18 protein-coding genes are annotated in these 23,851 nt (G+C 48.6%); 14 read left to right on the forward strand and 4 right to left on the reverse strand.

What is annotated here, in order from left to right:
* Positions 1–4: 4 nt before the first annotated feature.
* The 8 genes from QNH46_RS01195 to QNH46_RS01230 all read left to right on the forward strand — a co-directional run bounded on the left by QNH46_RS01195 (position 5) and on the right by QNH46_RS01230 (position 8,114).
* Positions 5–763 (forward strand): ABC transporter ATP-binding protein, encoded by a 759-nt coding sequence (locus tag QNH46_RS01195; RefSeq protein WP_283926569.1) that lies wholly within the window; start codon positions 5–7, stop codon positions 761–763.
* A 323-nt stretch (positions 764–1,086) separates the two neighbouring features.
* Positions 1,087–2,007, forward strand: a complete 921-nt coding sequence (locus QNH46_RS01200; RefSeq protein ID WP_283926570.1) for a sugar phosphate isomerase/epimerase family protein — start codon at positions 1,087–1,089, stop codon at positions 2,005–2,007.
* Positions 2,008–2,100: 93 nt separating this feature from the next.
* Positions 2,101–3,207: a sugar ABC transporter substrate-binding protein gene (locus QNH46_RS01205; protein ID WP_283926571.1), complete on the forward strand. Its 1,107-nt coding sequence runs from the start codon at positions 2,101–2,103 to the stop codon at positions 3,205–3,207.
* Positions 3,208–3,284: 77 nt separating this feature from the next.
* Positions 3,285–4,784, forward strand: a complete 1,500-nt coding sequence (locus QNH46_RS01210) for a sugar ABC transporter ATP-binding protein (protein ID WP_283926572.1) — start codon at positions 3,285–3,287, stop codon at positions 4,782–4,784.
* A 2-nt stretch (positions 4,785–4,786) separates the two neighbouring features.
* A complete protein-coding gene (locus QNH46_RS01215; RefSeq protein WP_283926573.1) occupies positions 4,787–5,770 on the forward strand; it encodes an ABC transporter permease in 984 nt (327 codons plus the stop codon).
* Positions 5,771–5,813: 43 nt separating this feature from the next.
* A complete protein-coding gene (locus QNH46_RS01220; protein ID WP_283926574.1) occupies positions 5,814–6,728 on the forward strand; it encodes a ribokinase in 915 nt (304 codons plus the stop codon).
* Between the two features lie 76 nt (positions 6,729–6,804).
* Positions 6,805–7,545: a DeoR/GlpR family DNA-binding transcription regulator gene (locus tag QNH46_RS01225; RefSeq protein ID WP_283926575.1), complete on the forward strand. Its 741-nt coding sequence runs from the start codon at positions 6,805–6,807 to the stop codon at positions 7,543–7,545.
* Positions 7,542–8,114 carry a histidine phosphatase family protein gene (locus QNH46_RS01230; RefSeq protein ID WP_283926576.1) on the forward strand — a complete coding sequence of 191 codons (573 nt, stop codon included), beginning with the start codon at positions 7,542–7,544 and terminating at the stop codon, positions 8,112–8,114. The genes QNH46_RS01225 and QNH46_RS01230 overlap by 4 nt, the downstream gene beginning before the upstream one ends.
* A gap of 166 nt (positions 8,115–8,280) precedes the next feature.
* Here QNH46_RS01230 and QNH46_RS01235 read toward each other — a convergent pair whose 3' ends face one another.
* Both QNH46_RS01235 and QNH46_RS01240 read right to left on the reverse strand, forming a co-directional pair.
* The gene (locus QNH46_RS01235) at positions 8,281–8,472 is read right to left on the reverse strand and encodes a hypothetical protein (protein ID WP_283926577.1); all 192 of its coding nucleotides are present in this window, start codon (positions 8,470–8,472) and stop codon (positions 8,281–8,283) included.
* A gap of 118 nt (positions 8,473–8,590) precedes the next feature.
* Positions 8,591–12,553 carry a glycoside hydrolase family 10 protein gene (locus QNH46_RS01240; RefSeq protein WP_283926578.1) on the reverse strand — a complete coding sequence of 1,321 codons (3,963 nt, stop codon included), beginning with the start codon at positions 12,551–12,553 and terminating at the stop codon, positions 8,591–8,593.
* A gap of 767 nt (positions 12,554–13,320) precedes the next feature.
* Here QNH46_RS01240 and QNH46_RS01245 point away from each other — a divergent pair.
* The 3 genes from QNH46_RS01245 to ahpF all read left to right on the forward strand — a co-directional run bounded on the left by QNH46_RS01245 (position 13,321) and on the right by ahpF (position 16,712).
* On the forward strand, positions 13,321–14,310 hold the full coding sequence (locus QNH46_RS01245; protein WP_283926579.1) for a cysteine peptidase family C39 domain-containing protein: 990 nt from the start codon (positions 13,321–13,323) through the stop codon (positions 14,308–14,310).
* A gap of 295 nt (positions 14,311–14,605) precedes the next feature.
* On the forward strand, positions 14,606–15,169 hold the full coding sequence (gene ahpC / locus QNH46_RS01250) for an alkyl hydroperoxide reductase subunit C (RefSeq protein WP_283926580.1): 564 nt from the start codon (positions 14,606–14,608) through the stop codon (positions 15,167–15,169).
* A gap of 13 nt (positions 15,170–15,182) precedes the next feature.
* Positions 15,183–16,712, forward strand: a complete 1,530-nt coding sequence (gene ahpF, locus QNH46_RS01255) for an alkyl hydroperoxide reductase subunit F (protein ID WP_283926581.1) — start codon at positions 15,183–15,185, stop codon at positions 16,710–16,712.
* 51 nt (positions 16,713–16,763) lie between these two features.
* Here the strand turns inward: ahpF and shc are convergent, their stop codons facing one another.
* Positions 16,764–18,662: a squalene--hopene cyclase gene (gene shc / locus QNH46_RS01260; protein WP_283926582.1), complete on the reverse strand. Its 1,899-nt coding sequence runs from the start codon at positions 18,660–18,662 to the stop codon at positions 16,764–16,766.
* A gap of 71 nt (positions 18,663–18,733) precedes the next feature.
* The gene (locus tag QNH46_RS01265) at positions 18,734–19,672 is read right to left on the reverse strand and encodes a helix-turn-helix transcriptional regulator (protein WP_283926583.1); all 939 of its coding nucleotides are present in this window, start codon (positions 19,670–19,672) and stop codon (positions 18,734–18,736) included.
* Positions 19,673–19,791: 119 nt separating this feature from the next.
* On the opposite strand from QNH46_RS01265, the gene QNH46_RS01270 reads away from it, so the two are divergent.
* From QNH46_RS01270 to QNH46_RS01280, 3 genes are all read left to right on the forward strand, one after another.
* A complete protein-coding gene (locus tag QNH46_RS01270) occupies positions 19,792–20,241 on the forward strand; it encodes a VOC family protein (protein ID WP_283926584.1) in 450 nt (149 codons plus the stop codon).
* Positions 20,242–20,461: 220 nt separating this feature from the next.
* Positions 20,462–22,255 (forward strand): sensor histidine kinase, encoded by a 1,794-nt coding sequence (locus QNH46_RS01275; protein ID WP_283928313.1) that lies wholly within the window; start codon positions 20,462–20,464, stop codon positions 22,253–22,255.
* Complete coding sequence (locus QNH46_RS01280) at positions 22,248–23,819, forward strand: response regulator transcription factor (protein ID WP_283926585.1); 1,572 nt, start codon at positions 22,248–22,250, stop codon at positions 23,817–23,819. The genes QNH46_RS01275 and QNH46_RS01280 overlap by 8 nt, the downstream gene beginning before the upstream one ends.
* Positions 23,820–23,851: the final 32 nt, after the last annotated feature.

The following is a 23,851-nucleotide window of genomic DNA, read 5'->3' on the forward strand; positions in this document are numbered from 1 at the left end:
GCCTATGAAGAAAATCATTATTGGAGATCATCTCGTAAAAACCTTCGGCGAGGGCGATGAAAGGCGCAACGTATTGGGCGGCGTGACCGTGGAAATAGAGGAAGGCGAGTTCGTGGCCGTTATGGGGCCTTCGGGCTCGGGAAAATCAACGCTGATGTTTGCACTGAGCGGTACGGATCGCGTAAATGACGGCAAGGTCTTGTTTGACGGCAAGGATCTATCCAAGCTTGGGGAGAATGAGCTTGCGGATATGCGCAGAACCCAGATGGGCTTTGTATTTCAACAGCCGACGATGCTGAAGCACCTGAACATCCTTGACAACATCATTCTTCCGTCCATGCGGGGGAGCAGAAAGAACGCCGCAGAAATTACGGCAAAGGCAAGAGCGCTGATGCAAAGAGTAGGCATTGCCGAGCTTGAGAAACGTGACATGACCCAGGTATCCGGAGGCCAGCTGCAGCGGGCGGGAATATGCCGCGCGCTGATGAATAGCCCGAAAATTATATTCGGTGACGAGCCTACGGGCGCGCTCAATTCTAAATCGGCACAGGAGATTATGGACCTATTTTCCGAAATCAATGCAGAGGGGACCGCGATTCTGCTTGTCACTCACGACGCCACGGTTGCGGCACGGACGGAACGTATTATGTTCATGCGCGATGGAACCATCGTCAGCGAATTGAAGCTTCCGAAGTATAACGGAACGGACACCGATGGAAGGGTCGGGCAAGTAACAGCGAAGATGAGAGAAATAGGAATATAGCAATAGTAAGATTGGATGCATAATCCACAGCCGGTATGGCTGTGGATTTTTGTTGATCATTGTTACATTGTGTTTCACTAAAATTCATATATTTTCTTTTTTTATCGCTAATAAATGAATATTAATGAAACTTATTGACAACATGGCGTCACTCAATTACTATAAAATCATAACAGATCAATATTTTTTATTATTTTTCACTATGAGACAAAAATCGTCAAAAAAATTAAGGAGGGTTGATAATTTTTGAAAAAACCAGCTATATTTTGCTGGCAATAGAGAAGATAGATAAGAGAGAACCGAACTGAAAAGGAGAGTTATCCATGAAATTCGCAACTAGGTTGAATTCTTTTCCTAATAGCTCTATCGTCGAGACGATTGACCAAGTCGCTGCGGTATCTGGCGTGACTCATGTCGATCTGAATTACCCGGAGCATTTTCAAACCAACTCTGTAGAAGAGATCAAGGATGCGTTGAAGCGCAACGACATTAAGCTGAATGCCATTAATCCGAGATTCCGGAAGGAGTTTATTAACGGAGAGCTGGGGAATTCTGACGCGGATGTGGCGCGCAAAGCCATTGAACTGTGCAAGCAATCCATTGATGTTTGCAGGGAGCTGGGCGGGGAGCATGTCATCATCTGGCTCGGTTATGAGGGCTTTGATTACTCCTTTCAAATCAATTATGCACAGGTGTGGAACCAGGTCGCCCGCGCGATCGAAGAGATTTGCCGCTACGGCTCCGATTTAAAAATCAGCATCGAGTATAAGCCGTTCCAGCCGCGAGCATATTCATTCATCTCCAGCTACGCCGATACTCTGCTCATGGTTGGAGATGTAGGGGCTTCCAATCTGGGGGTTACCCTTGATTTCTGCCACATGCTTATGAAGGCAGAGAATCCATCTTATGGGTTAAGCCTGGTAGCCGAGCGCGGGAAGCTCCATGGCATTCATATAAATGACGGTAATAAGCTCAATGATGACGGGTTGATGGTTGGTTCAGTCAACTTTATTCAAACGCTGGAATTCATCTTTTATATGAAGAAGTATAATTATCAGGGAGTTGTTTACTTCGATACGTTCCCGGTTCGTGAACAGCCATTAGACGAGCTTAAGGCAAACATTGCGATGTTCAGCAAATTGGAGCAGTTAATTGATCAAATCGGTGTCGAGCGGATCCAATCGATCATTGACCGGAATGATGCTGTTGCCGCGCAAGAAATCATGTTGGCTTGCCTGAAATAAAACACCATCATAGCGGCTGTATTCCTGCAACCTAAACCGTGTTTATCACGGCTGGTTGCTTGAAACTTATACTATCTTAGGGGGATAAAGAGAATGAGAACAGGTATCTTGAAAACATTTGTTATGCTCATGTGTGTCGTAGTTTTTGCAACCGCTTGCGGCGGAACTAGCGAATCAGGCAATGCAGGCAATAATAAGCCCGAATCTGCCGACCCCGCAAATGCGGTTGAATTCAATCCTGATGAGGCTGACGGTGTAGAATTCAAGCAGCTGAGAGAACAATATGGAGCTGTCCCGAAACCGGCTAAGCCGATTATATTGGGCGCGGTTTCTAAAGCTTTTGAAAATGAGTATTGGAGAACGCTCAAGGAAGGAATGGAGCTAGGCGTAGAGGAAATGGCAAAGGGTGGCATCGACCTTAGCATCGACGTGAAGGCGGCTCAAGGGGAAGGGGACGAACAAGGTCAGCTGTCCGTTGTTAAAGATATGATTAATAAGAGGTATTCCGCATTGCTGCTCTCTCCGATTTCTGACGGCAACCTGACGCCAGGTGTGGAAGACGCCAAAAAACTAGATATTCCGGTGATTAACGTTAATGATGGATTGATTGCAACCGCTCCATATTTTGTAGGTCCAAAAGCGATTGAAAATGGGGAGTTGGCTGCGGAATGGATCGCAGAGAAATTGAATCACGAAGGTGATATTGCTATCGTTATCGGAATGCCGAAAGCGTTTGCAGCCCGTCAGCGAACAGCCGGCTTCGAGAATTGGATCGCAAAGAACGCACCTGACGTTAAAATTGTCGAGAAACAAAACGCGGACTGGGATCGTTCCAAAGCGAGAGATCTTGCCGAAACCTGGATCAAAAAGCATCCTGATTTGAAAGCGATTTTTGCCAACAATGATACGATGGCGCTCGGTGTTGTGGAAGCGGTTAAGGCGTCCGGCAAAGATATTCTTGTAGTTGGCGTTGATGGTATTGGCGAAGCTTACGAGTCGATTAAAAAAGGCGAATTGTCGGCAACCATCGACTCTTTCCCTAAATACAAAGGGCAAATCGCCGTAGAAGCGGCGCTTCGTGTACTTGGAGGGCAGGAGATGCCGAGAGTCATTTGGACTCCTCAGGCTCTCATTGATAGTTCTAACGTCAATACGCCGGCAGAAGAAATTATTGGTTGGGAGAAAGCAGTGTTTGAGTAATCCATAAATCTGATCCAAATGAACGGCCGGACAGACCGCTGATCTTCCGGCTGTTCTCATAAAGAAGGTGGAGAACGATGTCAAATCCAATGATTGATTTCAAGGCCATATCAAAGACATTTCCCGGAGTAAAAGCACTCGATAACATTAGCTTCAATGTGCTCGAGGGTGAAATCCATGCGTTAATTGGCGAGAATGGAGCCGGCAAGTCCACTTTGCTCAACATTCTGCATGGCATCTATAACGAATACGAAGGTGAAGTTTGGATTGATGGAGCAAAGGCTTCCTTCAGGAATGCCAATGATGCCATTAAATCAGGCATTTCCAAGGTTCACCAAGAGGTAAGCCTGATTACAGATTTAACGGTTGGACAGAATGTTGCCCTCGGGCATGAGCCGAAGAAGGGTGTTTTTATTGATTTTAAAACGATGAACCTCCGGGTGGACGCGATACTCCAGCGTCTGCGATGCAAGTTTAGAAGCTCGGATTTGGTGAGTACCTTGAGCACAGGCGAAATGCAAATGCTGTCAATCGCGAAGGCTCTTTTTCATGAAGCCCGTATCATCTCCTTTGATGAACCTACAGCTGCGCTGACCGAAAATGAGACGCGGGCGTTATTTGAGATTATAAGGGAACTAAAGGCCAATGGTATCACCGTGATTTATATTTCGCATCGCCTTGATGAGTTATTTGAAATTTCCGATCGCATTACAGTGCTGCGGGACGGTAAATTCGTAGGCACTTATCCAACAAAAGAAATGACGCGCCAGAAGCTGATTCAAAGTATGGTTGGCCGGGAAGTGGCCGCGTTCGCTGAGCGCAAAAAGCCGGAACTCGCTACAGATGAAATTGTACTGGAAGTAAAGAATCTGTCCAGAAGCGGCGTCTTCGAGAATATAAGCTTTCAATTGCATAAGGGCGAGATTTTAGGGTTTTCGGGTCTGGTCGGTTCTAAACGTACGGATGTGGTACGAACGGTATTCGGGGCTGACCGGAAGACAACCGGCGAAATATTTATAAAAGGCACGAAGCGGGAGATCAGGACACCAAAGCAAGGAGTGAAGCAGGGTATCGGGCTCATCCCGGAGAACCGCAAAACCCAGGGATTCATTCGCAATCTGACGAATGCGGATAATATGGGCCTGGCTGCTCTGGACAAGTTCTCACCAATGGGCTTCATTCATCAAAATTTGAAAATAGATAACTGCAAGCAGCTAACGAATGATCTGCAGCTGAACCCCAAAGATCCCAATTATATGACTTATAACCTCAGCGGAGGTAACCAGCAGAAGGTGGTATTAGGGAAATGGCTCTCTACTAACGTTGATATCTTAATCTTCGACGAACCGACTAAAGGGGTTGACGTCGGTGCTAAAGCAGAGATTTATAGGCTGATGGAGGAGCTTCTGGAAGCTGGAAAATCTATCATTATGGTATCCTCAGAGCTTCCGGAAGTCATTGGAATGAGCGATAGAGTCATCGTCATGCATGAAGGAAAAATGATGAAGGAACTTCAAAGGCATGAACTTGATGAAGAGACCATATTACATTATGCCATGGGGGGTTCGAAGAAGTAGCCATGAACTTATTTAACCGGATGATTAAAAATATGGGCAGGGAAGTAGGCTTGCTTGTCACTTTGTTTCTGTTGGTGGCCGTTTTTGCTATCATTGATCCTATTTACTTGAGTCCTGCCAACCTGCTGGACATCGTCGACCAAAGCACGATTAACGGCCTTTTGGCGATAGGGATTACTTTTGTTATTATTACGGGCGGCATCGATTTGTCTATTGGATCAATTATGGCGATTGTCATTGTCAGCGTAGGATGGTTTTTGACGAAAAGCGGGATGAACCCTGTTCTAGCTATCATTCTAGGGATTATGCTTGGTGCGTTAATTGGGGCGTTTAACGGTCTGCTTGTCACCAAGTTCAAGCTGCAGCCTTTTATTGCGACATTGGCGACGATGAGTATTTTCCGCGGTGTGGCTTATATCATCACCAAAGGCTGGCCTGTACTGAATATTCCCCAGAATTTCCGCAATATGATGGATGGGGATCTGGTCGGGGACTTCCCGATATCCATTCCAATTCTATTAGCATTTGCAGTTATAAGTCATGTCATCCTGAAGAAGACCAGAACAGGAACCTTTATATTCTCAATTGGCGGTAATGAAGAGGCCACACGGCTATCTGGCATCAATGTCGATTTTACCAAAGTTGTGACTTATGCATTGTGCGGCGTTGGAGCGGCGCTTGCCGGAATGGTGATGCTGGCCCGGTTAGGCACAGGCGAACCAGCCGCCGGACAGAGCTATGAGCTCTATGCGATCGCCGCAGCCGCTATTGGCGGGACTAGTCTGGCTGGAGGGAAGGGCAGCATCATCGGCACCCTGCTTGGCGCTCTTATTTTGTCCGCATTAAAGACCGGCCTGGTTGTCGTTGGCGTGGATTCATTCTGGCAGTATATAGCTACAGGAGCTATTATTGCAGTAGCGGCTTATTTTGAAGTCGTGCAAAGCAAAATCAGCGGTTTTGGCAAAAGATTATTGGGCAAAATCTGAGTGGGCAGACATCAAAGTTCGCAAGCGGATGGAGTGGAGTTGAGTGAAGGACAAGGTTATTACTGTGATAGGGAGCATCAATTTTGATATTATTTTTAAACAGCAGCGCTTGGCAGCCATAGGCGAAACCTATTCAGCCGAGCACATGTCCGTTGCAGGCGGGGGCAAAGGAGCGAATCAAGCGGTGCAATGTGCCAAGCTTGGTGTTCCCACCTACCTGGTTGGTTCGACCGGCAAGGATGTTATGGGGGATCAACTGCTGCAAGAGCTGAAGAGTTACGGCGTGAATACGGATTATGTAGCCAGAGTAAATGAAACAACAGGCGTAGGCGTCGTAAATGCGCTGGAAGATGGATCATTGATGGCCACCATATCCAAAGGGGCCAATTACACAATGACAAAGGAGAGAATCGATGCGATTGAGTCTCTTCTGAAACGCAGTTCCATCGTTATTTTGCAGCTTGAAGTTCCGGTTGAGGTCGTGGAATATTGCATTCATCGGGCTCATGAACTTGGCTGCTATGTGATCCTGAATGCGGCTCCTGCTGCGGCAATTTCCGCTGATGCACTTGCGAAGGTAAATTGCCTGGTCGTCAATGAACCGGAGGCTTCATTCTATTGCGGCCAGGAGATTGATGATCTGGAATCTGCATTGAAATATGGACGAGAGCTCTATAACAAAACAGGGGAGCTGCTGATCATTACATTAGGAAGCAAGGGGAGCGTGCTGTTTAACGACGCCTCTAATATTCACATTGAAGCACGGCCAGTCCATGCGATTGAAACGACCGGTGCAGGAGATTCCTTTATCGGCGCATTGGCTTATCAGCTTCTGCTAGATACGGAGATTACCGCAGCGGCGGAATTTGCGACAAGGGCAGCAGCTATAACTGTAACCAGGATCGGTGCGCAGCCTGCGATGCCGACATTAGAGGAGCTTGCAGCGCCCCGTTCTTAAAGACGGGGCATATGATATAATTAGGTTAGATTTAGGCCGGAATGGCTGTAGTGTTAAAGGGCTGAGGTGACCAAATTTGATTCCATATGTTCGCAGAAAACAGATTCTTGAAGAGGTAGAGAAGAAGGAGATCGTATATGTTGGAGAATTGGCCCAAACGATTAAAAGTGCTTCGTTGTCTACCATTCGCCGTGACCTGAAGACGCTTGCCGAGGAAGGGCAAATCGAGCTTCTGCGCGGCGGCGCCGTCCGGATCAAGGAGGACTCCTATGAAACTCCAATCCGTACGAAAGAGTTAATCAATATCGAAAAGAAGGATCAAATCGCCAAATTTGCGGCGTCTCTAGTCAATGAGGGAGATGTCATCTATATCGACTCCGGGACAACCGTGTTCGAGATGATCAAATATCTGAAAGACAAAAACATAAAAGTAGTTACTTCCAACACGAAAGTAATCCCTGAAATTTATGATGCCAAGTTCAGTTGTATCGTCTTAGGCGGAGAAGTCACGAAGTCTCTGGCATCTATTTCTGGCCCCTTAACGGAAACTCAATTAGAAAGTATGTTTTTTGATAAGGCATTTCTAGGAGCCAGCGGTTACGCTCTGAAAGGCGGGATTAATACGCCGGATCCGAAGGAAGCCAAGAAGAAGGAAATCGTGAAGAACAACTCGACCGATGTATTTGTTCTGGCAGACAGTTCCAAGGCTGATAAAATGACCTTCTGCAAGGCTTTTGATATCGAAGAATGCACGATTATTACCGATGAGTCGAACGATACTTTGGAGAAGCATGCAAAGTATTTTATAGCGACATGATCAAAATAGGATTCATCCGTCACGGAATCACGGATTGGAATTTAATTGGACGCATGCAGGGGATGACAAATATTCCTCTAGCCGCGGCCGGAAGGGACCAGGCTTTATTGCTTGGACGAAGGCTTGACGCTGCGGAGTGGGACGGAATTGTATCCAGTCACTTGGACAGGGCGAGGCTGACGGGAGAATTGTTGGCGGGATCTTCGGGTATTCCGTTCCTGGGAGCGGATGAACGGCTTCGTGAACGCAGCTTCGGAGAATTGGAAGGAACGACGCTGTCAGAAAGAATCGAGCGCTGGGGAGAGAACTGGCGCGAGCTGGATTTAGGAAGAGAACCACTGGATTCTGTGCTTCATCGCTGGGATTCCTTTTATGAAGAGATGGGGAGAATCTATGAAGGGAAGCGGTTGCTGATCGTCAGTCACGGGGGCATGATCGAACCCGTAATCGCTAATCGTTACGGAACGGTGGTGCAGGGCCACTTGACGAACACCTCTTTGACGATTTTAGCCTATGATCAGTCAGGCTGGCGCTGTAATTTATTAAATTGCAGTAAGCATTTGGAGTAATTGAAAGCCCGGCCCATTGGGGTGGGGCTTGTGTGTTATGAGGTTGTGGATTTATTCTGTCGCCCATCGGGCAATTCTAAATGATGCTGATCCGCCATGCCAATCCCTCCTTACTTCGACGTATCGAGAAGGTCTGCTTCCTGCAGGTAGTCTTCTACGATCGCTCTTAATATTTCCGAAATGGAATAATCAGAGTTGTAGCAGCGCCGGTCGATTTCCGCCCATAGGCGGGCGGCAGCGTCAAGGATATTTTCCGGGTCAGGCCGATAGGCTTGCGGCCGGCTCCGGGTCGTTTGCCGCCTTTTTGGGCGTTGGAAACTTTATTCCCGACGATATTGTTATTGTTTGGAATATCCATACTCATCACCTAACCCAAGTTTTTCATATTTGTGTATAGCAGTCAATTATTGCTACCTTAATCCAAATAAAGAGCTGACACCGGTATGAGCCGGTGTCAGCTTGTTTGTTATCCGTGCCTACAGCTTCCAAATGCGGTACAGGATGGCCGCTGCCTCAGCGCGGTTGAGTGAATCATGCGGCGCCAGCTTGTCGTTCTTGCCGGCGATGATGCCGCTCTTCACCAGAGCTGCGATGCTGTCTTTGGCATAGTCAGCAACGCTCTCTGCATCCGTATAAGCGTCCAGGGCTGCGGTGCCTTCGGATAGCTTGCCAGCGGCTGCAAGTGCGCGTGCTGCCAGCGCCATCATATCCTGGCGCGAGATCTCGGTGTCAGGTCTGAAGGTATTGTCCGCAAACCCGGCGGCGATACCGAGCTCCCTGGCAATGGCCAATTCATGGCTGTAGTAAGCCGTGGATGGGACATCGCTGAAGGCGGCCTCATTGCGGCCAGTGCCTTTCAGCTCCAGGGTTCTGATCAGAAGCGCCAGAAAGTCCGCTCTGTTGATAGCAGCTTCAGGAGAGAAGCTGCTGTCATCTGTTCCTTGGATGATATCGCGAGCCGCCAGCGCATCGATGGCTCGTTTGGCCCAAGGAACATGGTGCAGATCTCCAAAGCTCTTCGATGAGAAGGCTACAGCGTAGGAACCGAAATGGTCAGTTTGGAAAACAACCGTTCCCGCTGCTGCATCATATCTTCCGTTCGGAATGGCTGTCGCGTTGCCATTGCCGTCAATATACAGAACAACGATCTGTTCCGGATGGTTCAGCTCTTCCGCGGACGGCGTGTAAGGAATGGCTACCGTGATTGGGGCATCAGGGTTATTCCAGGCGATGACATTATCACCTGCCGTGATGCTCAGGTCGATCGCCGGGTGACTGCCGATCCGTTCCCGGGCAGCCGCACTCCAGCCCTCAGTAGAGGCTGCGCCTACGCGGACAGATACTTGATCAGCGTCTACGGCCGCGTTGGACAGCAGTCCGCTCGGAATTTGCAGTGTCGCTTGATCCGTCTTCAATAATAGCTGGAAGGCTTCCTGCCCCTTCAGGCTCTGCGCTGGCAGCTGCACTTCATAGGACGCTGCCTCCGCCTGCTCCGGCACGTCAATGACGATTTGCTTCTTGCCGTTAGCGGCAGGAGCGGTCTGCTCGAGAGCTTTGCTCAGGGTGTCCTCGGAAATCGTAGCCGTTGCACGTCCGTTATCGACTTTGACTCCCGGTTTAATCGTGACTACACCGTCTTTGCTCTCCACGTTTCCTTCTTGAGGGGCAGATCCGCTGCCGCTATTGGTGCTGCCGCTGCTGCTTCCGCTTCCGCCGCTGTTGCTTCCGCCTGGGGCAGCTGGCTTGCCGATGAGAGACAGCACACCGTACACGGAGGTGTCCTGGTATCCGTTGCCGGTCGTGTCATTCCACGTGGCTACGCTTTGGCGGGCGCCGTCTTTGGCGTCATTGATCTGGGCGTCGAAGCCTACTTTCATATTGTTGGCCGGTGTAATCGTTTTGAACGGAATCTTCATTTCCACCGTGTAGTTCGAGCCGGAGACCTGGACAGCCGATTCGAAGCCTTCAGCGAGGCTTGGCGGATTAAACGAAGTCTCGTTAGCAAAATTGATTCTATACTGCCCGTCGTCATCTTGATAGAACGAGGTTTTGGCATTGTTCTCGTCCAGGAAGACTTCGACGGAATCATGCTCCCATACGTTAGCGCTGGATTTGTCGAGCTGGGAGTCGCTTACCTGGATCAACACGTACAGGTTCTTGTCGTCCCACAGCGCTTTGGCAACTCCATTTGCTCCCTGCCAAGCCATCTGATACCGGTTAATTGGCATGCCCGGGGTGTCATTCCATACGGCGTCAACCGTTCCGTCAATGACCGGAGTGGCAAATTTGGCCGTGGACTGGTTGGCATTGCCTGTCTCAGGCTGATGCTCCTCGATGAATTTATCCGGGTTAATGACACCGTAATAAGCCGGTTTGGCCTGGAGGTTTTTATCAAATAGCAATGGATTGCTCGAGGCTCTCCAGCTTGTGGCATCATCGAGGCCCCAGAACGTAACGCGGGCGATATGATCGGCGTGCTCCTTATAGATTTTGAACAGCTCTGCGTATAAATAGCATTGCGCATTGGCAAGTTGATCGGAAAGCTGATAGTTGCTGCCGGCTTGAATATCGAGCTCGGTGACGCTCACTTCCACGCCTAAGGAAATGAACTTCTCCAAGGACAGCTTGACGTTGGCCGGGTTCGTGTTCACCGAATAATGCCCCTGCATGCCGACGCCGTCGATCAGCAGCTTGCCCGGGTGTGTCTTGGCGTAATTCTCATTGATTTCTTTGACCATGCTGTAGATGGCCTCGGCTTTGTTCTGGTTATCATCGTTGTAATCATTGTAGTACAGCTTGATGTCCCAGCCTTTCTCGTCCAGTACTTCCCGGGCGGCGAGGAACGCTTGCTCGATATAGTCCGGGCCGATGGCCTGATACCATGGAGCTTTGCGCAGCGCCTCTTTCCAGTCGGACGGATTAGGCGGATTATCGTTCATCGCTTCATTGACGACGTCCCAGGAAATGACTCTGTCGCCGAAATGCTCAACGACCGTTCGGATGTGGGCTCTTAAGTTCGCGAGCGCCTCATCCCGGCTCAGGGGAGCCGTATTGCCTGCTGCATCCGTCGTCGTATTCATCCATGCCGGCGATTGCTGATGCCAGACCAGCACGTGTCCGTGCATCTGCATTCCCTCGGCTAGAATTTTATCCACCATCGCATCGGCGGCATCAAAGGTAAAGTCCCCTTTGCTCGGCTGCAGCGCATCCGGCTTCATGGCGTTGCCCGCCGTGGCTACGTTGTGATGCATCTTCAGCAGCTCAAGCCGAACGCCGTCGAGATCCTCCGCGGATATGGCGCTGCCGATCAGAAAGTCAGATTGATAAACGTCCTTGATCGGAAGCAGGTCCTTTTCGATATCAATCGGTCCGGCGCTTGTTTTCTCGAAGCTGATATCGTCGATATAGAAGGAGGCCGCGGCGTTATTGGAGCTCTCCACATAGATCGTTAAGTATTCATCGCCGACGCTGTTATAACGATAGGTTCCCTCAAACTGGACCCAGCCGTCGCTGGCATTGATCGTTTTAGGGGCGAGTGCGACATAATTCGCGCTGCCGCCATTGCCGATTTGCGTGGACAGCTGAAGCTGCGAGCTTGCAGGGTCGATCAGCTTGACCCAAGCGGAAATCTTGTATTCGCTGCCCTTGTCGACGTATTCCTCGACGCGCAGCGACGGGCCATGCCAAGTCGATGTTCTGCCTTCTACCTTCAAAGCGCGGGAGCCGCCTTCGGTATGATTGGCTTCTTCGGTGACGTTCAGCGTTTCTGTGCCTGCACGTCCCTCAAATCCGCCGGTTGTTCCATCCTCGAAGGTGATGGTGGTGAAATCCTTCGCTGGCGGTCTAGGCGGTTCAGGATTGCCACCGCCGGAATTGGCCTTCTCGGTGATCAGGATATCCCCGATGTAGAAGGGAACGGAGGCTCCTTCATCATTGGATTGAATGCGCAGAGCCGTATCCTTGCTGGTATCGACGGTAAACTCTCTGGTCAAAGTAACAGCTTTGCCAGCTTCATAGTTAACGCCGGTCCAGTTCCCATAGCTATTCACAGTTAGAAGAACAGCCTGGGCACCGCTTGGTATGCTCTCGTTCGCATCCACATAGACGGATGCTGTGACGGTGTAAGTTTTGCCATTAATCAGGTGAATGTCGGCAAATTTGAAATCAACTGCGTCATAGTCGTTCGTTCGGTTGCTGACATATAGAGCCGCTCCATCATCGTTCCCGTCAAAGACCTTGCTGGTGACCGGTGCCAGTTGAGCGCCACCCGACTGTGTCGCCGCGCCTTGGCCGCCGGCAAAGGTCTCGTGATAGACGGTTACCGCATCATTCGTGGCCGATGGCGCCGCCGCATTCGCTTCTGGAGGCAGCCAGCCTAAAGGAATAAGCAGGATTACTGCAAGCAAAATCGAGATGCCTTGCTTGAACATTTTTCCCATTCGTTGCATTCCCCCTACAGTAGATTGGTTAAAATGGTAAAGCGCTTTCAATAGATTGAAGGAGTCCTCCTTTCCCAACCCAAATCATAGCATCCGTGCAAAAAACGCTTCTAGCTAGAAATTAAAGATTATTCCGTAGTTTTTAAAGATAAATTTCCATTTGTGCTCTTTAGGATGGGGAACAGAGGGGCTGTGTTAAATGGATTGCATCAATAATTAATACTACAGGATAATTACAGTTTTAAACTATTAGGGGAATACCTGTTATATTCTTGTGTAATATCTAAAGTTTTATATGTAACATTTATAGTTTTGTGTATTCATTGCAGATGAGAAATTTATTATATTATTTGTTAATAATTAAGTTATTACTTAAGGAATGAAGAGGATGTTTAGGTACAGAACATTTTAATTGTAGGAAGGGAGGCTTGTTAGATCGCGGTGGCGGACGTCTCAGCCCTTAGATTTTAAGCTCTTTTTTAAAAAATACATATGCTAAATGTAAAACATGCTGGTAGTTTGCCTGAATTGGGCTAAATCGTCGAAATAACCTAAAACTAAATGTAAGTTTTACAATTAGTTCCCTCTAACATGGCCAAAACCGAGGATCTAACTGCATGAAATACAATCAATTTCCTCGCTGAAGAGAGGATGGACGGAAGCATGGAAGATGAAGATGGGTAAATTAGAGGAAACTATAGTAGGTTGTATGTTGTGTGCCAGAGGATTACATGAGCAGCATTCTGAATAAACGGAGGGAAGCAATTATGAAGCTTTCATTAGGGGATTCACCGGTAATTGGCTATCAGCATCATGCTTACAGGCTGTCCATTATGGCGCAGCATACTGATTTTTTCAACTGGTTTTATTGCAATTACATTCAGTTAGTGCTGGTTAAGAGGCCATATACTCCTGTGCTTGATTTCTATGAATTTCAAAAATCCAGCCCGCTGCTCGGAGAAATGTACATTCCGAAGTCGTTAATTACCAAGTACACCCCGCTGATTCCATTTCTTAAAGATAGGTTGGAGGAAGGTAAATATATCATCACATTTGCTAATGAGTATTACGTGCCCAACAGGTTAAACTATCAAAGAAGGCATAATGCACATGATATATTTTTGTACGGGTTCGATCCACAGCGGGATGAATTTCACATTGCCGGCTTTAATGAAAATTTCCTCTATAATTCCGGAGAGGTGAGCTCTGCCTTAATGGAAAAGGCGCTACTCCAGTTTGACCAATCGAAAGGTGATCTTATTGAGTGGGCTGATGGTATGCACTTCTTAGATCTAAAACACTCTAATACGTTTACCTTTGACAAGAGAATTATGCTGGAACAAATGGAAGAGTACCTATATAGTCGTAATTCATCAGACCGTTTTCGTATGTATGCCAATTCTGCTGAAAATGTCTTCGGGCTAGCGGTGTATGATGAAGTTATCGATTATTTACATAATTTACGTAGTCACGTGACCGATGTAAGGATATTTCACATATTGTATGAACATAAAAAAGTTATGCATGCTAGGCTGCGCTTCTTGGTTGAGAATAAAGGAGTCCAGTTGTCCCTCGAACATATTGACCGTTATGAACAGTTGGCGAAACAATGCCTTGTCTTGCGTAATCTTTGCCTGCGTCTGCACATAAGCAAACAGCTAGAGGTTGTGGAGCGTATGATTAAACTTCTCGACATAATTAAAGAAACGGAGAAGGAACTACTCCAGGAGATTATTGGAGACTTGGCGGCTCAGTAAGTTAATGAAGTGATAAAGATTGCCCCGCTGAACTGTATCTCTAATTGTTAGATTGTATCTGATGATTGGAGTTACAGTTTTTTTATTATGTGTTTTCTGTTTGCGACAGATAATTTATGCTCACATAGGGTAAATTAGGAATTATGAAGACTTCGTGAAGATGTTTGACAATGAGAATCAGTAGCATATAATAATGATTATAAATAAGAATTAGTTTTAGTTGAGTGAGACGGTGTGATAAACTAGTCTTAAGCTTCTATCACTAATTGCGAAAATTTAGGAGGTAAGATTAACCATGGCATTGATTGGAACAGAGGTACTACCGTTTAAAGCAATGGCTTTCCACAACGGTGAATTCATCGAGGTATCTGACGAGAACTTCAAAGGCAAATGGAGCGTAGTTTGCTTCTACCCAGCAGACTTCACATTTGTGTGCCCAACTGAGCTTGAAGACTTGCAGGATCAATATGCTACATTGAAAGACCTTGGCGTAGAAGTATACTCCGTATCCACGGATTCCCACTTCGTGCACAAAGCATGGCATGACAGCTCCGAGGCCATCAGCAAGGTTACTTACATTATGATTGGTGACCCATCCCATACCATTTCCCGTAACTTCGACGTGCTGGATGAAGCAAGTGGCATGGCGAACCGCGCTACGTTCATCATCGATCCAGACGGCGTAATCCAAACGGTTGAAATCACTGCAGACGGCATCGGCCGTGATGCAAGCACGCTTATCAACAAAATCAAGGCAGCTCAATATGTACGCAAACATCCAGGCGAAGTGTGCCCTGCGAAATGGAAAGAAGGCGGAGAAACATTGAAGCCTAGCCTTGATCTCGTAGGTAAGATCTAAGGAGAGAGAAATCATGAAACTGGATGCAGACATTAAACAACAACTGGAGCAATATCTTCAGCTTTTGGAAGGCGATGTTCTGCTGAAGGTCAGTGCAGGTAGCGATTCTGTATCTAACGACATGCTGGATTTAGTGAATGAACTATCCAGCATGTCGGATAGAATTACTATAGAGCATGCGCAATTGGCTAGAACGCCAAGTTTTAGCGTCAATCGTGTAGGTGAAGATACTGGCGTAACTTTTGCCGGCGTTCCATTGGGACATGAATTCACTTCGCTCGTTCTGGCACTGCTTCAAGTCAGCGGCAGAGCTCCAAAGGTGGAACAAAGCGTAATTGATCAGATCAAGAGCATTAAAGGCGAATATAACTTCGAGACTTACGTAAGCCTATCCTGCCACAACTGTCCTGACGTTGTGCAGGCACTCAACTTGATGAGTATTCTGAACCCTGGCATCACACATACGATGATCGACGGCGCAGCCTTCAAGGAAGAAGTGGAGAGCAAGGACATTCTGGCCGTGCCGACCGTTCACCTGAATGGCGAATTCTTCGAGAGCGGCCGCATGACGATCGATGACATCCTTGCGAAGCTGGGTACTTCGGATACCTCCGAGTTCGAGAACAAGGAGCCGTTTGACGTCCTGGTCATCGGCGGCGGACCAGCCGGCGCGAGTGCGGCGATTTATGCGGCACGCAAAGGAATCCGCACAGGTATTGTGGCCGAGCGCTTCGGCGGACAGGTTAATGATACCTTGAGCATCGAGAACTTCATCAGCGTGAAGTACACGGAAGGGCCTAAACTCGCTGCCAGCCTTGAAGAGCATGCGAAGGAATACAACATCGATATTATGAAGGCACAACGTGCGAAACGTCTGGAGAAGAAGGATCTTATTGAAGTTGAGCTGGAAAATGGCGCAATTCTGAAGAGTAAGACCGTCATCATTTCCACAGGAGCCCGCTGGCGCAATCTGGGCGTACCTGGCGAAGCAGAATATAAGAACAAAGGCGTAGCCTACTGCCCGCATTGCGATGGTCCTCTATTCGCAGGCAAGAAGGTTGCCGTAGTAGGCGGCGGAAACTCCGGTATTGAGGCAGCGATTGATCTTGCAGGTCTTACCGACCATGTTACCGTTCTGGAATTTATGCCAGAGCTGAAGGCAGATTCTGTACTGCAAGAGCGTCTGAATAGTTTGCCAAATACGACTGTTATCAAAAATGCGCAAGTGAAAGAAATCACGGGTTCGAACCGAGTTGACGGCGTCAGCTACATCGAGCGCGAGAGCGGCGAGACAAAGCATCTTGATCTCGAGGGCGTATTCGTTCAAATCGGTCTGGTTCCGAATACCGACTGGCTCGGTGACACGATTGAGCGTACTCGCATGGGCGAAATCGTTGTTGACAACCATGGCGCAACGAGCATCCCTGGCGTATTCGCTGCCGGCGACTGCACGAACTCGCCTTACAAGCAAATCATCATTTCGATGGGATCCGGTGCTACCGCAGCTTTAGGTGCATTCGATTACCTGATTCGGAATCAATAATATATTTATGAACGGCCTTGGTCCCGACCTGTGTTGGGACTGGGGCCGTTTTTAGTTGTGCTTGTCACCATATTTCCTTTGATAGTGGCTCAGCGCCAGGAGCGGCCAGATATAGCGGTAGCTGTGATAATGGGTATAAAAATGGCCGGGAAGACCCGCGCCTGTCGGATAAGTGCTCTTCCAGTTGTCTTCATGCAGTAATGCGATAAGCCTGCGGATTCCTGCATTTACCGCAGACGTTGGCTGCGTGTGCACAGCGATAAGCGCGTCCAGTGCCCATGCGGTCTGGGAGGGGGTGCTGTTCCCTAAAGGCAAGTAACGCTGCAGCCGATCGCTGTGGCAGGATTCGCCCCATCCGCCGTCTGGGTTTTGGATGGTTAGAAGCCAGCGGGTGCCTTTTTGTATCCCCGCATCGCTTGCCGGGAGGCCGACAGCCGCTAGGCCCGTCAGTGCAGCCCATGTACCATAGATATAGCAGACGCCCCATCTTCCATACCAGGAGCCATCCTTCTCCTGATGTTGGAGCAGCCACCGCGTTCCTCGCTGAATCCATTCCAGCCGGGTATCCAGTCCGGCGAAGTTCCCGAGATACTCCAGGGTCCGGCCTGTAAGATCCGCCTCTGAGGGATCAATAGCTGCCGATTTGGCGCCGTCGATGGCGAGCCAGGTCAGCATCTCATGATTCGTGTTCTTTTCGAATGCCGGCCATCCGCCGTCGTTATTTTGCATGGATATTACCCAATTTAGTCCGCGGTTCCACGATGCCAGGCAGGCAGGATCGGTATGGGACAAGCCCGCGATTGCCCGTAGAGCCGCCGTCGTATCATCCACATCGGGATGGAGTGTATTGGTCTCCGAGAATCCCCAGCCTCCGGGAGGGGTATCCGGATTATGGAGGCTCCAATCTGCCGTTTTATGCTGTTGTCTAGAGAGCAGATACGAAGCGGCACGCCGAGCCGTTGGATGATCAGCGGCCATCCCGGATTCTTGCAGAGCATAGGCGAGCAAAGCGGTATCCCACACGGTAGAAGGGGAGTTTTGGATCGTTGTTGTACCATCAGAGCGGCATTGCATAGCGGTAAGCCCTTGAATGGCGCGGGTAATGAGAGGATGCTGCTGATCATACCCAAGAGCCAGCAAGGCGAAAATCATGAGAATCGTGCTGCTGGCATAGCTGTAGAGAGTGCCGTCGGCCTCGGTCCGCTCCAGCATAAATTGCTCAGCCTTGGCTGTAGCGGCTTTATGTATTTTATGGGGTGTGCCGATAAGCCGGTTTAGCCCCGCTTGTATGCCGTCCAGCATATCCTGATAGCCGCGAGGGAGCTGCTCGTCCTCATCCACAGGCCGGCTGGTGAGATCGGACAGATCGGGAGCATGAGCTCCCTTTATGGAGAAACGTTTGTCGGCCATGATCAGCATCGGGGTAAGATGAACCCGGGAATAACCGGAGAAGTCAAAGAAATTCATCGGAAAATCAGCCGGAAGCAGCAGAAACTCCAGCGGGATAAGCGAGATGGATTTGGGCCATTTCCTTTGCCCTGTGGCGGCGAGGATCGCTTTGGTCAGGAGATTGGTGACCATCCCAAGCCCGCCTTGGGATAGAATATACCGTTTGGCCCGCTGCATCGGCTCGTCAGCTGCTTGGCTGTAACCGGAATAGAGCAGGGCATAATAAGCCTCCACCGAAGCGGATAGATTTCCTTCTGCTTCATCGAAGAACCATTTCCAGCAGCCCTCGGGCTGCTGCTCTGCGAGGATCCGGTCATGGAGCTGGCGAATCAGCGCTTCATTCTCGACGCCCAGCACCCGAAAGAGAATGATCACATACGCATCGATCACCGTCCCATTTTCAAAGCAAAAATGCCAGGATCCATCCTCACGCTGCTGCTGAATCAGCGCCTTGGTCAGCCGCGTTATTTCCTCATCCACTGCACGGAGCACGTCGCCCATCCTTGGGTACCTCCGAGGTATGTCTTTTTAGCATTATATGAAGGCAGGGGAGGGGAAATGAGGGGATGCAGTCATAATTGCCGATAATGTTGCAACAAACGCTCTGCCCGATCTTGGATCATTCGTTTCAGGGATTCAGGCTTCACGGATACCACAGAGCTGCCGTATCTCATCAAATAATCAGCCATAAACGCCTCTTCCCCCGGATTATAGAAGCCCCTTATAACCGTCTTATTCCCGCTGTGCAGGCTCATCGAAGGGTAATGTTCTTTATAGAAAAGATCCTTGGCCTGTTCTAAAATCTCCACTTCAAAGCCAATACTATGCTCAGATTGGTAAATTTCTAACGAACGACGAAGGAGCTCGTCAATCGAAAAGGGAGATTCGGATTCCATTTCTTCTACAGAGGTGATTCGGTCGCACCTGAACACCCGATACTGCTGCGTACTTAACTCGACTCCGGAAGCATACCATTGACCAAACCTAGCGGATATTTTGAAAAATTGAACGTGGTAGCTTGTTTGCTGCTTATTTTTCCGATATTGAATCGTACAGCTGCTTTCCTGAAGAATGCTTTTCAGAATGCGATCTAGATACCGGCTCACATGCGCATGCTGGACCATTTCAAACTGCAGGACTTTTCTCATGTTGCGGATCTGCTGGAGTTGTTTATCGGAGAGGCAGTTTTCAAATTTTTCATGAAGTTTATTCACACTAAGATGAAATGGCGTGGATTGATAAGCCTCTAACGTCAGCATGGCAAAATACAGAGCATACACTTCATCCATCGTGAAGACAATGGGGGATAGCAGCCTGTTCTTTAAGATGCCATATCGTCCATGCCGGCCATGCTCGGAGAAAATCGGCATGCCTAATTGCTCTAACGAATGAATGTCGCGCAGAGCGGTGCTTTTGGAAATGTCGTATTTATCCATCAGGTCATGTAAATTAAAAAACTCCCGGCCATTCAAATACCGGATCATGTCATTTAGTCTTTCCGATTTCTTCATCCTAGATCTCCTTAGAAAGGTGTCATATTTTGATACCTTTATAAATTATGATGAGTTCAAGGTCAAATATCAAATGTAGATGAGATATACCTAAATCACGACCAAAGGAGACTGATCCCATGAGTGCAACATTGGAAGTAGCTATTTTCTTATCGATGAACGGAAGAGCGAGAGAGGCTATCGATTTTTACAAAAAGCATTTCAACGCCAAGGAACTGCTGCTGGTAACCTATGAAGACATGGCAAAACGCGACAGTTCGCTGCAGCTTACGGAGGAGAATAAACATTACATCACGCATTCCGTCCTAACCATCGGCAAAACGAAGATCATGCTGGCCGAAGAAACGATGGACCCTCGGGAAAAGTACACCGTCGGCAACAACACCTCCTGGTGCATTCAAAGCGCAGACCTGGAGGAAATGGAGCATTTCTACAAGAGCCTGACTTCAGATGATCGAGTGAGGGTCATTGTTCCCTTATCCAGCAATGTGTTCAGCAAGGCGTATGGGATTATTGAAGACCCGTTCGGGATTCAGATTCAGTTGATGTATGATGAGAGACTGGGGTGAGAAGTGCTAGATGATCCCTATCCCAAGTTCACATGCCATATGAAAAAGTCCCTACTTTGAAAGGAGCCATGAGGCTCCTTTTTTGTATACCGACATACGCTTCATGACCATTAAATATGATGAAGAAGATGGCTTGTTTCATCTGTAGTCTGAACGAATGAGGTGATGTTGGAGAGGTTCTGAAATTTTTGGACAATGAGACCAAGGAGAATCCAGAATGATGAAGCTAACCGGGATCCTCAATGATATGAAGCTGCGAAATAAACTGTCGTTGATTTTCATTGCTGCTGCCGTTATACCGATGCTGATTAGCGGTGTCATTCTTACGGTGCAGCTTCGCGAAATTTTAATTGCGGGCGCATTTCAGCAGGCTGTAAGCAATGTGGAGCGGGTAAGACAGAGAACCGAGGAGGTGATCAAGGTTCCCCTGGACATCTCCTATCGGCTTTCCAACGATTCGCGACTAAAGACCGTCGTTAACCGGGAGTATGGCAGCAATTACGAAGTCGTCCATGCGTATAAGCAGTATACCGATCTCAGGAACTACGTCCATATGTATAAGGAAATCCAGGGGATCCGCCTGTACACCCCCAATTCAACGATGCTTAACAACTGGGATTTTATGCAGCCTGATGCGGCTATACAGAACCTGCCTTGGTATAAGCAAGCGCTAGAGCAGAGGGGGCTTGTCGGGTGGAGCTTTATGGAGGATGAGCGGGATGGGCGGTCCTATCTAAGTCTGGTGCGCAGAATTAATCTCGAAGACTGGCCGTATGATAACGTCCTTGTCATCAACGTAGATACGGTGCTGCTGGAGGCGATATTAGCCCAGGAGACTTTCGCCACGTGGATTGTGGATGACCAGAATAACATTGTAGCGGCGAACCGCCCGGATTTGTACGGGAAAAATCTAAAAGAAATGCATGGGGACAACCCGGAGATGTTAACGAGGAGCGAAGGAAGCTTTGACGTGATGCTGGCGGGGCATCCGTCCAAAGTCGTCATATCCAGTCTTAGTCTCCAGAATAGCTGGAATGGACTGAGAGTCATCTCGGTCTTCCGTATTCCGGAAATTGTGAAGGAAGCAAATGGGGTGATCGGGCGCGCGGCACGGGTTATTGCCGCCAGCTTCTTCGTCGCGATTCTGCTAGTGTACAGCTCGGCCTCCCTCATTACAAGGCGTCTGCTGCGTCTTAGCAAGCATATGTCTAAGGTAGGGAGCGGGTCGTGGAAAGCGTTCCTGACGATCGACGGCAAGGATGAAATTGGGCAGCTATCCCGACAATTTAATGGAATGGTCGAACGGTTGAATCAGCTTATGGATGAAGTAGAGGAGAGCAATTACCAGAAGAGCCTGCTGGAACAGAAGCAAAACGATATTAAGTTCAAAATGCTGGCCAGTCAGATCAACCCCCACTTTTTATTTAATACGCTCGATTCGATCCGCATGGAGGCGCATGTTCGCGGGCAGGAGGACATCGCTGTGGCTGTATGGCAGCTTAGCAGCATGATCCGGAGCAGCCTCGAGATCGGGAACCGGGCTATCCAGCTGCGAGAAGAGATGAATATCGTACTCTGTTACCTTGAATTGCAGAAATTCCGTCATGAGGAGCGGCTGCAGTACGAGTTAAATATTGGACCGGATGCGGAGCAGGTTGAGATTTTGCCCCTCATTATTCAGCCCTTGGTGGAGAACTCCATCATTCACGGCCTGGAGAATAAAGAGGAAGGAGCTACCCTAGTCCAAGTTCATGTGTATCGCATACAGGAGGGCGTTCGAATTGAAGTTATCGATAACGGCGCGGGGATTTCGCAGGACAAATTGCTTGAAATTCATGGCCATCTGGAGGACCTGGAGGAAGAGGCGGCGGATCGAAGAATTGGACTTCGCAATGTGCATGACCGATTAATCCTCTCTTACGGCAAGCCGTATGGGCTTCGCATCGACAGCGTAGAAGGGAAAGGAACCAGAGTGTCATTTTTAATCCCGAAGGAGGGTCATATGCATGTATAAAGTGATGATCGTAGACGACGAGCCTAAGCTCCGCAACGGACTGAGAACCTTGATTCCATGGGAATCTATAGGCTTCGAAGTCATTGGGACAGCGGCCAGTGGAAAAGAAGTGCTTCGTTCATTCGATACACAGCTGCCTGACCTGCTCATTGTCGATATCCGCATTCCTGGCATGAGCGGCTTGCAGCTCATTCAGGAGATCCGCACTCTCGGAGTGCCTATGCGTTACGTGATCGTTAGCGGCTATGCCGACTTTGAATATGCCCGGACAGCGCTGCAGCTAGGAGCCGACGGTTATTTGCTGAAGCCTGTGAACAAGGATGAAATGACCTCATTGTTAATAAACGTGCGGGAGAAAATGGTGCAAGAGAGGCAGCAGCAAAGCTCTGGACGCAGTGACCCCCCATCGAAGGAGTGGCTTATATATTCGCTGTTATCAGGCAGCTCTAATATGGATCAAAGTATGGTTCAGGACATGGCTATAGAATACGAGTTAAGCTGGCCGGAATATGAAGTGGTGCTTGTGGAGGTTCGGGGAGAGGGTTCCAGAAATGAAGCTGAAATCCATCGTTTCCGCGAACAGCTTGCTGATCTGTTTAACCGTCAGCAGCGCGGTGTTGTTCTGGATACTGCTGCTTATATTGCCATACTGCTTAAGAATCCGCTGGAGAGAGAAGAGGAGAGGGTGGAGCTCTATCAGGAATTGCAGCATATATCCGGAGAGCTGCGCCCTTACATAACGATAGCCGCAGGCGGTAAAGTGCAGCAGTTGCTGGAGATTAGACAGTCCTACACCACAGCCCAAGGTTTATTGGAGAAGAGCTTCTTCTATGGCCAGGATACCATTCTATGCCCCGATTCTTCCACAGCCAGCCTCCCCCATGGGACAGTACTGGATCACTGCGAGCTGCCGGATGTACAGGAATGGGGTTTTCGGTTGTTTTACCTCATAGATGTCGGGGATGGCGGCAATCTGGAGCCTTTATTGAAGGATGCAGCCCAAATTTATATGAACAACGGATGCAGCGAGCAGGAGGTAAAAGAGGCTTTCTTCCAAATGATCAATGAAGTGATTCGGAGAATTTCAGCGAAAACATGGCAAGAAGCGAATCTGGCATGCAGTCCAGCCCAATTTTTAAGCAGTATTTACGGACACCATACTCTGGCCCGGCTGATTGCAGATGTGCTTAGCGTACTGGAGAAATTGTCGATCGTATCCGCTTCCTCGGGGCAACATAGCGAAATTAAGAAGATGCTGGATTTTATAGACCGCCATTATGCGGAGAACCTCAAGCTGGAGACCTTAGCCCGCATGTTTAATTACAGCAGCGCTTATTTAGGACAAATTTTCAAGAACAAGACGGGGGAGTACTTTAACACCTATTTAGATAAGGTGAGGATTCAGAAGGCGAAGGAATGGCTGGCCCAAGGGGACAAAGTATATGAAGCAGCTGAAAAGGCCGGTTTCTCGAGCGTAAACTATTTCTACAGCAAATTCAAAAGGTACGATGGAAAATCTCCATCCGATTATCAGAAAAAAGCTAAAACGGATGGAAGTAATTGAAAAATTTCAGAAACAATCGAAGATGTTGGAGG

Origin of the sequence: Paenibacillus woosongensis (assembly GCF_030122845.1) — a bacterium.
GTDB classification, from domain to species: domain Bacteria; phylum Bacillota; class Bacilli; order Paenibacillales; family Paenibacillaceae; genus Fontibacillus; species Fontibacillus woosongensis_A.

What these genes read in the sequence shown, in the direction of transcription:
- QNH46_RS01270 (WP_283926584.1), top strand. Translation starts at nt 19,792, where the DNA reads ATGAGTGCAACATTGGAAGTAGCTATTTTCTTATCGATGAACGGAAGA.
- QNH46_RS01230 (WP_283926576.1), top strand. Translation starts at nt 7,542, where the DNA reads ATGATCAAAATAGGATTCATCCGTCACGGAATCACGGATTGGAATTTA.
- QNH46_RS01245 (WP_283926579.1), top strand. Translation starts at nt 13,321, where the DNA reads ATGAAGCTTTCATTAGGGGATTCACCGGTAATTGGCTATCAGCATCAT.
- QNH46_RS01200 (WP_283926570.1), top strand. Translation starts at nt 1,087, where the DNA reads ATGAAATTCGCAACTAGGTTGAATTCTTTTCCTAATAGCTCTATCGTC.
- QNH46_RS01205 (WP_283926571.1), top strand. Translation starts at nt 2,101, where the DNA reads ATGAGAACAGGTATCTTGAAAACATTTGTTATGCTCATGTGTGTCGTA.
- ahpC (WP_283926580.1), top strand. Translation starts at nt 14,606, where the DNA reads ATGGCATTGATTGGAACAGAGGTACTACCGTTTAAAGCAATGGCTTTC.
- QNH46_RS01235 (WP_283926577.1), bottom strand. Translation starts at nt 8,472, where the DNA reads ATGGATATTCCAAACAATAACAATATCGTCGGGAATAAAGTTTCCAAC.
- QNH46_RS01215 (WP_283926573.1), top strand. Translation starts at nt 4,787, where the DNA reads ATGAACTTATTTAACCGGATGATTAAAAATATGGGCAGGGAAGTAGGC.
- QNH46_RS01210 (WP_283926572.1), top strand. Translation starts at nt 3,285, where the DNA reads ATGTCAAATCCAATGATTGATTTCAAGGCCATATCAAAGACATTTCCC.
- shc (WP_283926582.1), bottom strand. Translation starts at nt 18,662, where the DNA reads ATGGGCGACGTGCTCCGTGCAGTGGATGAGGAAATAACGCGGCTGACC.
- QNH46_RS01280 (WP_283926585.1), top strand. Translation starts at nt 22,248, where the DNA reads ATGTATAAAGTGATGATCGTAGACGACGAGCCTAAGCTCCGCAACGGA.
- QNH46_RS01195 (WP_283926569.1), top strand. Translation starts at nt 5, where the DNA reads ATGAAGAAAATCATTATTGGAGATCATCTCGTAAAAACCTTCGGCGAG.
- QNH46_RS01240 (WP_283926578.1), bottom strand. Translation starts at nt 12,553, where the DNA reads ATGGGAAAAATGTTCAAGCAAGGCATCTCGATTTTGCTTGCAGTAATC.
- QNH46_RS01265 (WP_283926583.1), bottom strand. Translation starts at nt 19,672, where the DNA reads ATGAAGAAATCGGAAAGACTAAATGACATGATCCGGTATTTGAATGGC.
- ahpF (WP_283926581.1), top strand. Translation starts at nt 15,183, where the DNA reads ATGAAACTGGATGCAGACATTAAACAACAACTGGAGCAATATCTTCAG.
- QNH46_RS01275 (WP_283928313.1), top strand. Translation starts at nt 20,462, where the DNA reads ATGAAGCTAACCGGGATCCTCAATGATATGAAGCTGCGAAATAAACTG.